Here is a 14,201-nt window from a genome sequence, read left to right as displayed (position 1 = left end):
ATGTTTCAAAGCCGAGTTTATTCTGCTTTGAAACTACAAAAACAACCTTAAATAAATAATTTTTTCGTAGAGTATTTATTTAAGGTTATTTTTTGTTTAAGAGGAATTGGCAAGGGATTTGTAGAAGTTTTAGTTCTAGCTTCTTGGCAAATAGAAAGTCAATAAAAATTGATAAGAGTTTGTATTTTATTTTTAAAAAATAGGGTTGGATTTTATAAGAAAATTAGTTTTAATAAAAAGTAGTTATTTTTTGTTTAGATTGATTTAGAAAGTAAAAAATAAAAATTAGGGTGGTTGTGATGGATTCTATAATGAGAGATTTTATATGTTCACAACATATTTTAAATTTTTGTGTTTGCGATGATGAAGGAGCTTATGCTGCAAATTGTTTTTATGCTTTTGATGATAAAGAGTTGGCATTAATTATAAAAAGTAGTGCCAAGAGTAAGCATATCTCACTTGCACAAAAAAATCCAAAAATTGCAATTACAATTGCTGTAGATACAAAAAAGTTGTTTCTGATTAGGGGGATACAGGCAAAGGCTATTATAGAGGATTCTAAGGACAGTCAAATAGAAATTTATTATCAATCCTATCCTTTTGCTAGATTTATAGATGGGGAGTTTTATACGCTTAAGATTTATTGGGCAAAATACACGGATAATAGTTTTTTGGGTAAAAAAAAATTAGAGTTTTATCGTAAGGTTGATTAGATTTTAGAGTTCTTTTCTTGGGGATAGGACTACTTGTGTTTTGCTATACTTCCTTGATGGGAGGGTGGAAAAATAAGATTATAGGAGAGGTTGATAATGTATAAAGATAGTAATGGTATGGATTTGAGTGCTGGAGATAGTGTTCAGGTTATTAAAGATTTAAAATTAAAGGGTTCTTCTGGCGTAATTAAGCGGGGTGTGATTGTAAAAAATATCAAGCTTGGTAACAAGGAAGGTGAGATTGAGGGAAGGGTTGATAAACAAGGTGTTGTAGTCCTAAAAACCTGCTTTTTAAAGAAAGTTTAAAACTAAAAGAGGGATTTTCCTCTTTTAGTTCTTTATATTAAAGCTTACTAGCGTTTTCTTTTAGATATTCAGCAACGCCCTCAGCAGTAGCTTTCATACCTTTTTGTCCTTTTCTCCAGCCTGCTGGACAAACTTCACCATTTTCTTCAAAGAAAAGAAGAGCATCACACATTCTTAGCATTTCATCCATTTCTCTTCCTAATGGTAAGTCATTGATTACTGCATGGCGAACTACTTGATTTTTATCAATTAAGAAAGAGCCTCTTAAAGCAACAGCATCATCAAATAATACATCATAATCTCTTGAAATTTGTTTTTTAATGTCTGCTACCATTGGGAAACTTACATTGCCAATTCCACCCTTTTCAACAGGTGTATTTTTCCAAGCAAAATGAACTTGTTCAGAATCAATAGATACTCCAATAACATTAAAACCTTTTTCTTGGAAGTCTTTTACTCTATGATCCATTGCCAAAATTTCAGAAGGGCAAACAAAAGTAAAGTCCTTTGGCCAGAAAAATAATACTGCACCATTTTTTCCTAAATTTTTTGATAGTTCAAAGTTTTCTACAATTTCATTATTTGCCAACACCGCTGGAGCAACGAAGTTAGGTGCTTTTTTTGTTACTAACATTTTAATTCTCCTTACTATAAAATATGTTCATAGATAATAAAAATTATCATTTGGAATTATAGTTACATAAAGTTAATTACTAAGTTAACAAAAGCTAGTTGTTTTTTGGAAAAACATTTGATAAGAAGTGCTAGAATTGCAGAAATTTAAAAATACAAGGCGAGTTTATGCAAAATGATTTTTTATTTACTTCAGAATCTGTAACAGAAGGACATCCAGATAAAATGGCAGATCAAATCAGTGATGCTGTGCTAGATTATATTCTTCAAAGAGATCCCAAGGCTAGGGTAGCGTGTGAAACATTAGTTTCTAATGGGTTTTGTGTGGTAGCAGGAGAATTAAAGACAACAGCTTATGTTCCTATTCAAGATGTTGTGAGAGAGGTTGTTAGAGATATTGGATATGATAATGCAGACTATGGGTTTGATTATAAAAGTGCAGGAGTGCTTAATGGAATAGGAGAGCAAAGTCCTGATATTAATCAAGGAGTTGATAGAGAGGATGGAGAAATAGGAGCAGGAGATCAGGGATTGATGTTTGGTTATGCTTGTAGAGAAACAGATGTGCTGATGCCATTGCCTATTTGGCTTTCTCATCAAATTACCCAAGGTCTTGCACAAAAGAGAAAAGATAAGGTTTTACCATTTTTGCGTCCAGATGGAAAGGCTCAGGTTACAGTTAGATATGTGGATGGTAAGCCTGTTGGGATTGATACGATTGTAATTTCTACACAACATCATCCAGAAGTTGCGCAAAGCACTATTAAAGAAGCAATGATTGAGGAAATCGTATATAAGGTTTTACCTAAGGAATATTTGAATGATAATATCAAGTTTCATATAAATCCGACAGGTAAGTTTGTGATTGGAGGACCTCAAGGAGATGCAGGACTTACAGGAAGAAAAATTATTGTAGATACTTATGGTGGAAGCTGTCCACATGGAGGAGGAGCTTTTAGTGGAAAGGATCCAAGCAAGGTTGATAGGAGTGGTGCATATATGGCAAGATATGTTGCAAAAAATCTTGTTGCAAGTGGAATTTGTGATAGAGCAACTGTGCAAATTGCTTATGCAATTGGTGTGGTAGAGCCTGTATCAATTCTTGTGGATACACACGGGACTTCAAAGTTTGATTCTAAGAGGATACAAGATTGTGTGAGAGAAGTTTTCAAACTTACACCTAAAGGAATTATTGAAAGCTTGGATTTATTAAAACCAATTTATAGAAAGACTTCAAATTATGGTCATTTTGGCAGAGAGTTACCAGATTTTGGCTGGGAGAAGATAGATAAGGTTGAGGCAATCAAGAGTTTTTTTGGATAAAACATTCTCATTAAAGTTATTTTTATGATAATTAGTTTATACTTATGGACAGTTTTTGGAAACAAAAACCAATTAAAAACATAAGGAATAGAAAATGGCAGTAAAAATTACGGATATTTGTATCGCTTGTGGTTCTTGTATTGATGAGTGTCCTGTTGAAGCAATTGTTGATGATAGTGATAACCCAACAGGAGAGGGGATTTACTATGTTTACTCTGATAAATGTGTAGAGTGTGTTGGACATAATGATGCTCCAGCTTGTGCAAGTGCTTGTCCTACAGATGGTTGTATTGTATGGAGTGATGTAGGTAGCGTAAAAAGAGAGGATGTTGGTGCTGAGTTGAGGGATGGTTCTACTCCTGTAGTACAATAATTTTTAGCCTCTTAATTAAGAGGCTTTGACCCCTCCCCCTTTTTCTTCTTTTTTAAAAATCTTATTTAATGTAGTTATTTACATCTCCGCTGTATTTCATTTGTTCAATAGGCTTTGAATCTATTAACTCTGCAATATCTTCTGCTTTCATTTGGCAATCTTTTAATTCATTTTCATTATAAGTAAGATGCATATCAGCACCTAGAATTCCTTGCATAGAATTGATTGTTTTAAGGATCTCTATCTCTTTTTGGGCATCAGGTGCCTCAATCACGCCAATCATGATACCTTTTTCTTTATCATCTAGTTCGATGTGGGTGTATGGAATCTTATTAATTTGGCTGATTTTTTGTTCCCAATTTTCTTGAGTTGCTTTAATAATAATGCTTGAGATATTCATCAAATTACTCCTTTAAGATTAAAAAAATAAATTTTACTTTCATCACAACTTACAATCATATAATCTTTATAAAAAAGTATTGTATTGATAATACCTTTCATTCCTCTTAATGAGGCAATAACTTTATGATTTTGAAGTGAAAACAAAGAGATATTACCAACCTCATCTTCCATGTAAGCAATATGGGTTGCATTTGAATTGATACCTACAGCATAGACTAGAAAGCTAGATTTTAAAATATGAGGCATAGTGGGATTTTGCAAATTAAAAATACTAACTTTTCTATCTTCTCCCCCGCTGATTAAGGTTTGTTTTGCAAGTGCAAGTTGAAAAATTTTATCTTTATGGATATTGTTAATTTTATACAAAATAGTTCCATCTTGAGGATTGATTGCATAGATGATTCCAGATTCTCCTGTGCTAAATAAAAGGTTTAAATCTTGGCTAAATACAATATCACTAAGGCTTGATTGAGAGATTTGAGACTTATAGATAATTTTTTTAGTAGGTATATCAAGTAGCAAAATTTCGTTGCTTAAAAGGGCAATAATTGCTTGGGTATCACTAATCCAAATTGTTTTTATAATTTCTAAATTTTCTAAAATAAGAGACAAATCTTTATCATTTAAAAAAAGATTGCTTGAGCCATATTGATTTGTTGCAGTAATAAGGGTTTGATTTAAATTGTTTGTAGAGGTACTGGTAACTTTTGGAACTTGTATTTTATCTAAGATATCTTTGTGTGAAGGGATTATGATGCTTTTTTGAAATTTTAAGGAGTTTAAATTATATAAATTTAGTTTTCCATTGATGGATGAAACATAAAGTATATGATTATGGATTTGCATAGAAGTAATTTCGCTTTGATTATCAATAATATTTTGTGGAGTTAGTATTAGAGCTTTACCAAAAATAAAGAGATTGAAAATAAAGACTAAGATTCTTAACATTTTATTTCTTTGAGGAAAATAGCATTGCTAGGACATACACTAAGACATTTTTCACAGCCTATGCAATCTTGAGAGATCTCTGGAAAAAATAAACCATTAAAATGAATATATTCTCTACAAATATCTCTACAAGAATAGCAAATAGTCTTATGATAAGCTAAACAGGAAATAGGGTCGATATCTGCAATAATTCTTACCTCTTCTTTAGGAGTTTTTAGTCCAAATAACCTACGACGAGAGAGGTTTGTCTCCTCTTTTGAGGAGACTTTTTTTTGTTGAGACATTTACTTTACACCTTGATTGATAACATCAAGTAGATTAGATTGATGTTTTTCTTTCTCATCTCTAAAATCAGGTTTAAAGTTGTTTTTAACAAGAGGTTTTGTTTGTGCTTGAGGAACATGGCATTGCACACAATTGTATCTTGAATCAGAAATGCCATCAGTTAGAGCCTTTTTATTTCTTAGATCATAGTAGTGTGATTTTGGAATAGGAGTAGCACCTATATCATTTGCAACTTCAACAGCATGACAACCAATACAGGAGTTGTCTTGTTGGGTGATGGGTAACATACCATCTATGTCATGGGGGATAAGTGGAGGAGCATTTTCATAAGATCTTTCAATTTTTTGACTTTCTCCTGCACTTCCAGTTCCAAATTTAAAGTCTTGCAACTTTACATCTTTTTCATCATTTAATGGAGCTTTTCTTAAGCCAATTTGAGTGTCTTCTACCCCATTAGACACCGCAAAACTACTTCCAAAAACTGTTGCCATTAATAAACTTAATAAAATTTTGTTTTTCATTTCTTCTCCTTTTGTATAAAATTTAAGATATTAAAACTTAGCGCATTATCATCACAAACTTCGATACATCTACCGCATTTAATACAGGCAATCCCTGTGATTAAGCCGCTTGTTTTACCAACAATATTTAGTACTTGATTTTCAGGACAGATTCTAACACATTGCATACACTTTGTGCAGTTTTCAACTTTATGCTCAATTTTCAAAAAAGACTTTGCACCAATTAAACTATAGGTGGCACCAAGTGGGCAAATATGGCCACAAAATCCATTCTTTAACATAAATAAATCAAATAAAAATACAACTAAAATACCAAAAAAACCACTTCCCATACCAAAGATAATGCCTCGATGTAGCATTGAGATAGGGCTAATCATCTCCCAAGCTAAAACCCCAAATAAAAGAGAGAGGAGTAGTGCAAGGAATAAGACTGCAAATTTTGTTTTTCTAGAGATGGCCAAGAATCTAATATTTTCAATGTGGAACTTTCTTCTTAAAAAATTTGCAAAATCAGTAACCAGATTGATTGGACAAACAAAGGCACAATAACCACGACCTAAGAAAAATCCATAGAAAAGTAAGATGATGAGAAAACCGATTAAAAGATCTATGCTAATGGCTCCACCTGCCAAAAATATTTGCATAAAGGCAAGAGGATCACTTAGGGGAATTAGATCAAAAACTTTTGAGCCACTTAGATTTCCTTCAAGAATACTAAAGGGCATCAAGTCCTTTTTTGGATTTGCGATTGCAAGGTTTCTTTCTCCATTTTCAAATTTAGAAATATCACCACGAATCACTAAATGTTGTTGATTAGAGATCGTAATTAATGAGCAATTAGCTAACACAAATAACAATAACAAGGAAATTTGTGTAAATCTTCTTAGTATGAGATAATAATTTTTAGCCAACCACATTAAAAATCCCCATTTAAATAATCTAAAGTCTGTTTCTTAGAATCAATCTTTGGTTTAATAATTGCAGACTCTAGCCTTTTTTCATCTTCTTCTTCCCAGTTTTTAATATAGTTTGTCCCCATTTTGCCTAAGACTAACTCTCTTGGTAAAACCTTAATAGAAGCAACCTCTGTTACACAGGCTTTCTCGCATTTTCCACATCCAGTACAAACATCATTTGCAACCATTGGTAAGATCATTGAATGCTTCCCTGTTCTTTCATTGGATTTATATTCTAAATAAATAGCCTTATCTATCAGAGGACAAGCTCTATAGCAGGCATCACATTGAATTCCCAAGTAAGCAATACAATTATGAGTATCTACAACAGCAACTCCCATTCTTGATTTTGCAATATCAAGCCTCCCATCTGATGTTAAGAGGTTTAAGTCCAAAGCTTCTGTAGGGCAAGCATTTGCGCAAGGTATATCCTCACACATAAAACAAGGCACATCTCTTGGTTCAAAAATTGGCAATCCTTTATTGCCTTTTGTAGATAATTTCAAGGTGTAATAAGGACAGGCTTCAACACAAAGACCACATTTAATACAAGTACTTGCAAAATTATCTCTAGCTCCAGGAGGATAGAGAGAAAGAGGATTGCTTTTAGCTTCAGAAACATATGCGCTCCAAACCAACCCTCCTATTGTTACAAGTCCCATTGTTTGAAAAATGGATTGCAAAGCCTTTCTACGCCCTAAATTCATCTATCTAAGCCTTATATACCTTTACCGCACACTTTTTAAAGTCTGTTTGTTTAGATAAAGGACAAGTAGAATCTAGGCATACTTTATTGATATAAACATTTTCATCAAACCAAGGCACATAAACCAGACCTTTTGGAGGCCTATTTCTACCATTAATTTCAACACGAGCTTTTACCTTACCTCTTCTTGATTCAATCCAGACTGTCTCACCTTGCTTTAGATCTTTGCTCTTTGCATCATCTTCATTCATATAACAAAGTGCTTCAGGAACCGCACGATAAAGTTCAGGCACTCTCATTGTCATTGTTCCACTATGCCAATGTTCTAAAACCCTACCTGTTGCAAGCCACATTGGATATTCTTTGTCAGGCATTTCACAAGGGTCCATATAGGGTCTAAAAAATATTTTTGCTCTATTTGTAATTGGCTTTTTATCCTCATTTGGTTTTAATAAATCACCTTGCATTAAGCTTGCATCTTTGTGACCATAAAATGCAAAATCTTTTCCTTTGCCATATTTTCTTGCATATGGATCATATTTTGCATTGAATCTCCATTGAGTTTCTTTTCCATCAACTACTGGCCATCTTAGCCCTCTTACTTTGTGATAAACATCAAACTCTGCAAGATCATGCCCATGACCCATACCAAATAAGCGGTATTCTTCCCAAAGATATTTTTGGATAAAGAACTGATATCCCATAAATACCTTATCATCACTACCCTTGACCTTTCTTGAATCTCCAAATACCTCAGTGTTTAGCGCACCATCTTTTAATAAAGGCTCTTTTATAGTGAATTTTTGAGCATCTTTATTTGCAAATAAAACATCAAATAAAGTTGAGTTTTCTTGATAACCCATTTTTTTAGCCTCTTCTAGTACACTCTTTAGATCCAAATCAGGATAATTTTTACCCCATACATCTTTAAGTGTGAAACGCTTAGAAAACTCTAAAATCTGCCACGAATCACTCATTGAATCCCCTTGAGGTACTACCTGTTGCTTCCAATGTTGAGTTCTTCTTTCAGCATTACCATATGCACCCCATTTTTCATAGATCATTGAAGATGGGAGAATTAAATCTGCAATCTTTGCTGTAATACCAGGATAACAATCACTTACAACAATAAAATTATCTTTTTCTCTAGCAGCTTTGATCCAATGATTTGCATTTGCAGTATTTTGCCAAGGATTATTTACCGCAACCCAAAGCCACTTAACTTTATCATCTTCAAGTGCTCTCATTATGTCTAGATAAGCATAACCAACTTTAGAATTTAGGGTTCCATTTGGAAGTTTCCAAATTTTTTCTGCAATCTCTCTATGTTTAGGGTTTGCTACCACCATATCAGCAGGGAGTCTATGTGCAAATGTTCCTACTTCTCTTGCAGTTCCACAAGCACTTGGTTGTCCTGTAAGAGAGAAGGCCCCACTACCGGGTTTTGCTTGTTTTCCAAGCAACATATGCACCATGTAGCTTTGTTCATTTACCCAACTTCCTCTTTGGTGTTGATTAAATCCCATCGTCCAAAAGCTCACCACCTTTCTATCTTTTTCAATGTAATAGTTTGCAAGTTGTTGGAGTTTTTCTTTAAAAGATTCTAAACTTTCTGTCTCATCACCCTTGGCAAGTTGAGCAACAAAATCAAGAGTGTAGGGTTCAAGAGCCTTCTTAAAATCTTCAAAGCCAATTTCCCAATGAACATCAGCTTTATTTGCATTATCCATTTTAAGTTCATCACCAGCTTTTAAACCAAGATATTGAAGAGTTACTCCTTCCTCATTGCTTAACTTTTTACTAACTTGCTTTGCAACAGTATCTCTCTCTTTTGGTGAAAAATCTTTATGGTTTGGATCATTTCTCATACCATAACCAATATTGACAAATCCCGTACTAAATACACAGTAGTTTTTAACAAAGTCTTGATCAATGCTTTCAGGTCTGTTATAAACAATTTCTCTTGCAATAAAGTTCCAGATTGCTAGATCTGTATGAGGTTTAAAAATAATTTCAATGTCAGCAATATCAGATGTTCTATTAGTGTAAGTAGAAAGATTGATAATTTTTACTCTTTGGGGATTTGTAAGTTTTCTATCTGTGACACGACTCCAAAGGATTGGATGCATTTCTGCCATATTGGCACCCCAGGTTACAACCGTTTCTGTAAGCTCAATATCATCATAACAACCTGCAGGCTCATCAACTCCAAAAGTTTGCATAAAACCAACAACAGCACTTGCCATACAATGGCGCGCATTTGGATCAATGTTATTGGATCTAAAGCCTGCTTTCATTAATTTAACCGCTGCATACCCCTCAGGAATTGTGTATTGACCACTTGACATCAGTGCAATTCCACTAGGCCCCATCGCATCATAGGTTTTTCTAAATTGTTTTTCCATTTCATCAAAAGCTCTTTTCCAGCTTACAGGAACAAACTTTCCTTTTTTATCAAACTCTCCCTTAGAATTTACCCTAAGTAGTGGTTGGGTTAAGCGATCCTCTCCATACATAATTTTTGCACAGAAATACCCTTTAATGCAGTTAATACCTCTATTAACAGGTGCCTCAGGATCTCCTTTTACTGCAACTATAGAACCATCTTTTGTGGCTACCATAATTCCACAACCAGTTCCACAGAATCTACAGACGCTTTTATCCCATTTCCAATCTTTTTGAGTTTCTTTTGATTTAGCTAAAAGTTGATTTGGGACACTAACACCTACAGCTGATGCTGCAGACACTACAGCCACGCTTTTAATAAAATCACGACGACTTGTTTGGGTTTGCATAAAACTCTCCTTTTGTGTTGTTTTAAATTGCGGCAACCATTATACTATTGTTTTATGGAGAATCTGCAAAGTGTTAGAGGTATGTAAATTAGTATTTCAACTTTCCATAATTTTTATATATAATTCCTAGTTTTTTATAAGATTGGGAGACAAAATAGATTATTGAGGTGCCAATGAAACTTTTTTTAAAGTTTGTTTTTGCTTCTATAATTGGTGTAATGTGGTATCGTGTAGGTGGTGATGATAGCACGATGGCAATAGCAATTACACTTTTTGTTTTTGTATTATTGGTTTTAGTAATGCAACCTATAGAATTTCAATCTCCTGAAAAGAGGGAAGAGTATATCCAAAAGATGCGAGAGAAGAGGGAGAGGCGATTGATGATTGAGGCAAAACAAAAAGAGGAATTATTGAGGATGAAAAAGATTAATAAAGCAAAAGAAGAGCAAAGATTGGCAGAGTATCGAGAGAAGTTTGAGGCAAAAAGTAGAGATTAGAGGGTTGAGATTATGGATTTTTTGATTTTACTTTTGGCAGGGATTGTTGTTTATTATCTTTATAATGTGTTACAGGATTATTTAAAGAATCCTTTAAATCAAGAAGAGTATTTAAAGGGTAGAGCTGGTAGTATTAAAGATGAGATACCTCAAGATGAGATCAAGCAAGATCCTTATGAAAATATTGAAGTGAAGAGTGAAGAAACAAAAGAGGTTGTAAAACAAGGTTTTGGCAATACAGAGTTGGGTGTGATGCTAGAGATTTTAAAAAGAATGCCAAATAAAGAAAAGATTAGCGTGGCTTTTGATATTGTGATAAAGAATCTTATAAATCAGTATTTTTTTGTATATCCTAACCTAGAAAAAGATAAGCAAGAGGCTTTAAATTTTTTTAATGAAACGATTTCAAATAGAGAACTCAAGGAATTGGTAGCGGAATTTTTTCAATATAGCTATGCAGAGTATAAGAAAAGATTAAGGTTTGTTGATTTCTTATTGATGATAGCATATTTAGATGGTGAGTTTGAAGATAAGGAAAGAGAATATATTAAGAGTATTGTTTCAGGTCTTGAGCTTAAAAAGGAAGATGTGGATTTATTGTATGAGCTTTATGAAAATGCCTTTAAAGCAGAAATAAGTAATCAAAATGAAGAATTGGGATCTGATACAATTGAAGAGAGTGTAGTAAAAAATCAAATTAATATTTTTGATCCTAGAAATAGTTCTAAGAATTTAACAAAATCAGCCATAGAAATAAGTAAGAGCATTAAGATATTATCTTAATGCCCCATATTTATAATAAGCCGCACAAGCACCTTCACTACTTACCATACAGCTTCCAAGAGGATTGCTTGGTGTGCAAGATTTTCCAAAAACCTTGCAATCATAAGGCTTAGCCACTCCTTTGAGAATATCCCCACATCTGCAGGCACGATTATCTTTGATATCTTCCTTGCTTAAATAAGAATTAAAAATAATTTCTGCATCGTATTTTTCAAATTCTTTTTTGAGGGTAAGTGCAGAATGGGGAATATTCCCCAGTCCTCTCCAACTAAAATTTTCCCTTGTTTGCATAAAGGTATTAGTAAGTTCTTGTGCTTTTTTATTTCCATCTCTAGTAACAACTCTAGAATACTCCACCTCAAGCTTAGGAGTTTTATTTTTTGCTTGTTTTACAATCATTAAAAGGCTTTGCATCATATCCACAGGTTCAAAACCACTTACTACAATTGGGATTTGATATTTTTCAAAGATGGGTTCATAGATTTTTGAACCTGAAATCACGCTAACATGAGATGGCGCAAGTAAAGCATTTATCTTATTGTCTTTTGAATCTAAAATTGCATAAAGAGGAGGTGGAACAAGAACATGATTAATATGAAAATAAAGATTAGTGATACCCTCATTAATCGTTCTTTGGAGTAGAGCTGCTGTCATAGGTGTTGTAGTTTCAAATCCTATAGCAAAATATACAACTTTTTTGGAGGGATTTTTCTTTGCGACTTCTAGTGCTTGAAAGGGAGAATATAAGAACCCAATTTGCGCACCTTTGCTTCTTGCATTTTGAAGGCTACCATTGCTTCCAGGAACTTTTAACATATCTCCTAAGGTGAGTAAGATTGTATCAGGTAGCATCGCAATTTCATAGGCTTGGTTGATTCTGTTCTTTGGCATTATACAAACAGGGCAACCAGGACCATGAACACATTGAATTGATGGAGGTAAAAGGCTGGTTAGTCCATACTTCATTAGTGTATGAGTATGGCCCCCACAAACTTCCATTACATAAAGCTTTTCTTTTAAATCTTGCGCTTCTTGCTGTATCTTTTTTGCAAGAGCTAAAATAATATCCTTATCTCTAAAAGCATCTGTTAAAAAATTTTCATTGATATTCTTCATCTATATATTCTTCCCCCATTTGTTCAATCATTTCACGATAAAGTTTTATGGATTCTAATGCATCTTTTTCATCAATTTTGCTCATTACATAACCAATATGCAAAAGTACATAATCATTTAAAAAAACTTCCTCTTGCATAAGATCTAAACTAGCCTCTCTTTGAACCCCTAGTGTTTCGATGATTGCAGTATTGGTATCTTTGTTTATTGATATAACTTTTGATGGAATTGCTAAACACATTATTAAATCTCCCTTGCTCTTAAACTGTTAAAAAGAATGTTGTGAAAAGTATTTGTCTTTATTCTTTTGAATTATAAAATCTTTTAGTTTTTCCAAACTTTCTTTATCTTTTGAGCTTGTGAGAAATATAGGAACTTCTGGCTTTAGCTTTTGCATATCCTCTTGAACTTGAGAAGTCCTAAAGCCAAAATAATCAATCATGTCAGCTTTGCTAATAATGACTGCATCAGCGCACAAAAACATTGTTGGGTATTTTAATACTTTATCATCACCCTCTGGAACTGAAAGTAATACGATATTTAAGGCAGCACCCAAATCATAACTTGCGGGACATACAAGATTCCCAACATTTTCAATAATTAAATAATCAATATCTTTGAGCTGTCCTTTGCTCTTCATTAAATCATAAGTAGTTTCTACCATACTTGCCTCAAGATGACAGGCTTCTCCTGTTGTAATTTGTTCTGCAAAAACTCCTTTTTTTTGTAATCGATCTGCATCTCTATTAGTCTGTAAATCTCCTTCAATTACAGCAAACCTAAAATCTTCAAAACCGGCTAGATTCTCTAATAAAGTGGTTTTACCACTACCTGGAGAGCTCATAAAATTGATGCAATAAAGACCATCATCTTGATATTTCTTGCGCAATTCATTTGCTTTAAGATCATTTTTGCTTAGAATCTTCTTTACAATTTGGATGCTTTTTGCACTGAGATTAGGGTTGTTTTCAAGTATCTTAGAACGCATCTTATACCTACCTTTTAAATTTTTATCTTGGCTATTATAAGATAAGGGTAGTAAATATCACTTCAAACTTGCTATTAATGCAAATCTGCCTGTTTTATTATTTCTCCTGTAAGAAAAAAGATTCTCCTCTTCAAATGTGCAGGTGGGAGAAATTTCAATATTAGAACCAGAAATGCCAAAATCTGTGAGTTGAAACTTTGCCATGGCAGGTAAGTTTAAAAAAAACTTCTGATTATGCTCTATTACAAAGTTTTCAAAGTCATTTTTAAATAACTGTTTTGTTTGAAGTAAAATTTTTGCATCCACTTCATAGCAGCATGGATGAATACAAGGCCCTATATAAGCAAGTAAATCTTTGCTTTTGGTAGAAAAAATTTTTGACATTTCTATGATAGTTTTTGAGATAATTTTTTGAAAAAGACCCAATCTGCCGGCATGGATTAATGCAAAAACATTATTTTTAGAGTCAAAAATACAAACAGGAACACAGTCTGCCACCATTATCATTGCTTTGATTTTCTTACTTTTGCAAATAAGGCTATCTCCTGTTTGATAGAGTGATGTTCCAGGCTTTATATGGGTGATGATAAGATCGCTATGAATTTGGTTTAGCCACAAAAGAGGCTTTTTTGGGTAAAAAAGCTTGCAAATCTTGTTCCGATTTTTTGAAACATTGATATATGCATCACCAGTATGGTAGCCCAAATTTAGGCTTGAAAAATCATGGGTACTAAAGCCATAATTTTTTGAAGTAATTATGAAATCAATCTTAGAATGTTTAAAAATAGGACTATTAGAACTAGAATAGAAAAATATTTTTTGATTTGTTACCATTTATTTACTTTTCCCAGTTCAA

Annotated in this window: 18 protein-coding genes; 6 read left to right on the top strand and 12 right to left on the bottom strand. The window is 33.3% G+C overall.

The window, feature by feature from the left end:
- Positions 1–311 precede the first annotated feature (311 nt).
- Both C6H31_RS05535 and C6H31_RS05530 read left to right on the top strand, forming a co-directional pair.
- On the top strand, positions 312–713 hold the full coding sequence (locus C6H31_RS05535; RefSeq protein WP_233709970.1) for a hypothetical protein: 402 nt from the start codon (positions 312–314) through the stop codon (positions 711–713).
- Between the two features lie 96 nt (positions 714–809).
- Entirely contained in the window at positions 810–1,019 is a 210-nt protein-coding gene (locus C6H31_RS05530; RefSeq protein WP_104697822.1) for an alkylphosphonate utilization protein, read from the top strand.
- Between the two features lie 37 nt (positions 1,020–1,056).
- On the opposite strand, the gene C6H31_RS05525 is transcribed toward C6H31_RS05530, so the two are convergent.
- Positions 1,057–1,653: a peroxiredoxin gene (locus tag C6H31_RS05525; RefSeq protein WP_104697821.1), complete on the bottom strand. Its 597-nt coding sequence runs from the start codon at positions 1,651–1,653 to the stop codon at positions 1,057–1,059.
- A gap of 167 nt (positions 1,654–1,820) precedes the next feature.
- Here C6H31_RS05525 and metK point away from each other — a divergent pair, with 167 nt between their 5' ends.
- Together metK and C6H31_RS05515 are read left to right on the top strand one after the other, a co-directional pair.
- A complete protein-coding gene (gene metK, locus C6H31_RS05520; RefSeq protein ID WP_104697820.1) occupies positions 1,821–2,975 on the top strand; it encodes a methionine adenosyltransferase in 1,155 nt (384 codons plus the stop codon).
- A gap of 94 nt (positions 2,976–3,069) precedes the next feature.
- Complete coding sequence (locus C6H31_RS05515) at positions 3,070–3,348, top strand: DUF362 domain-containing protein (protein WP_104697819.1); 279 nt, start codon at positions 3,070–3,072, stop codon at positions 3,346–3,348.
- Positions 3,349–3,409: 61 nt separating this feature from the next.
- On the opposite strand, the gene C6H31_RS05510 is transcribed toward C6H31_RS05515, so the two are convergent.
- The 7 genes from C6H31_RS05510 to napA are packed head-to-tail and all read right to left on the bottom strand — an operon-like array spanning position 3,410 to position 9,961.
- Complete coding sequence (locus C6H31_RS05510) at positions 3,410–3,748, bottom strand: chaperone NapD (RefSeq protein ID WP_104697818.1); 339 nt, start codon at positions 3,746–3,748, stop codon at positions 3,410–3,412.
- Positions 3,748–4,698 carry a WD40 repeat domain-containing protein gene (locus C6H31_RS05505; RefSeq protein ID WP_104697817.1) on the bottom strand — a complete coding sequence of 317 codons (951 nt, stop codon included), beginning with the start codon at positions 4,696–4,698 and terminating at the stop codon, positions 3,748–3,750. Before C6H31_RS05505 ends, C6H31_RS05510 begins: the two co-directional genes overlap by 1 nt.
- Positions 4,692–4,982 carry a 4Fe-4S binding protein gene (locus tag C6H31_RS05500; RefSeq protein WP_104697816.1) on the bottom strand — a complete coding sequence of 97 codons (291 nt, stop codon included), beginning with the start codon at positions 4,980–4,982 and terminating at the stop codon, positions 4,692–4,694. Before C6H31_RS05500 ends, C6H31_RS05505 begins: the two co-directional genes overlap by 7 nt.
- Complete coding sequence (locus tag C6H31_RS05495; RefSeq protein WP_104697815.1) at positions 4,983–5,504, bottom strand: nitrate reductase cytochrome c-type subunit; 522 nt, start codon at positions 5,502–5,504, stop codon at positions 4,983–4,985.
- The gene (gene napH / locus C6H31_RS05490) at positions 5,501–6,421 is read right to left on the bottom strand and encodes a quinol dehydrogenase ferredoxin subunit NapH (RefSeq protein ID WP_104697814.1); all 921 of its coding nucleotides are present in this window, start codon (positions 6,419–6,421) and stop codon (positions 5,501–5,503) included. Before napH ends, C6H31_RS05495 begins: the two co-directional genes overlap by 4 nt.
- Entirely contained in the window at positions 6,421–7,167 is a 747-nt protein-coding gene (napG, locus tag C6H31_RS05485; protein WP_104697813.1) for a ferredoxin-type protein NapG, read from the bottom strand. Before napG ends, napH begins: the two co-directional genes overlap by 1 nt.
- A gap of 4 nt (positions 7,168–7,171) precedes the next feature.
- On the bottom strand, positions 7,172–9,961 hold the full coding sequence (gene napA / locus C6H31_RS05480) for a nitrate reductase catalytic subunit NapA (RefSeq protein WP_104697812.1): 2,790 nt from the start codon (positions 9,959–9,961) through the stop codon (positions 7,172–7,174).
- 173 nt (positions 9,962–10,134) lie between these two features.
- Here napA and C6H31_RS05475 point away from each other — a divergent pair, with 173 nt between their 5' ends.
- Entirely contained in the window at positions 10,135–10,458 is a 324-nt protein-coding gene (locus tag C6H31_RS05475; RefSeq protein WP_104697811.1) for a hypothetical protein, read from the top strand.
- A gap of 12 nt (positions 10,459–10,470) precedes the next feature.
- The gene (locus C6H31_RS05470; protein WP_104697810.1) at positions 10,471–11,241 is read left to right on the top strand and encodes a TerB family tellurite resistance protein; all 771 of its coding nucleotides are present in this window, start codon (positions 10,471–10,473) and stop codon (positions 11,239–11,241) included.
- Here the strand turns inward: C6H31_RS05470 and hypD are convergent.
- The 4 genes from hypD to pgeF are packed head-to-tail and all read right to left on the bottom strand — an operon-like array spanning position 11,233 to position 14,179.
- On the bottom strand, positions 11,233–12,348 hold the full coding sequence (gene hypD, locus C6H31_RS05465) for a hydrogenase formation protein HypD (protein WP_442778074.1): 1,116 nt from the start codon (positions 12,346–12,348) through the stop codon (positions 11,233–11,235). The two genes, C6H31_RS05470 and hypD, sit on opposite strands and share 9 nt — an antisense overlap.
- Positions 12,341–12,598, bottom strand: coding sequence for a HypC/HybG/HupF family hydrogenase formation chaperone (locus tag C6H31_RS05460; protein WP_104697808.1), 258 nt, complete (start codon positions 12,596–12,598; stop codon positions 12,341–12,343). The genes hypD and C6H31_RS05460 overlap by 8 nt, the downstream gene beginning before the upstream one ends.
- A 27-nt stretch (positions 12,599–12,625) precedes the next feature.
- The gene (gene hypB / locus C6H31_RS05455) at positions 12,626–13,345 is read right to left on the bottom strand and encodes a hydrogenase nickel incorporation protein HypB (protein ID WP_104697807.1); all 720 of its coding nucleotides are present in this window, start codon (positions 13,343–13,345) and stop codon (positions 12,626–12,628) included.
- A gap of 57 nt (positions 13,346–13,402) precedes the next feature.
- On the bottom strand, positions 13,403–14,179 hold the full coding sequence (gene pgeF / locus C6H31_RS05450) for a peptidoglycan editing factor PgeF (RefSeq protein WP_104697806.1): 777 nt from the start codon (positions 14,177–14,179) through the stop codon (positions 13,403–13,405).
- Positions 14,180–14,201: the final 22 nt, after the last annotated feature.

The organism is Helicobacter sp. 'house sparrow 1' (assembly GCF_900199585.1).
Taxonomy (GTDB): domain Bacteria; phylum Campylobacterota; class Campylobacteria; order Campylobacterales; family Helicobacteraceae; genus Helicobacter_H.
Note: the sequence above shows the minus strand (reverse complement) of the source record. Positions and strands in the feature narration are given on the sequence as shown.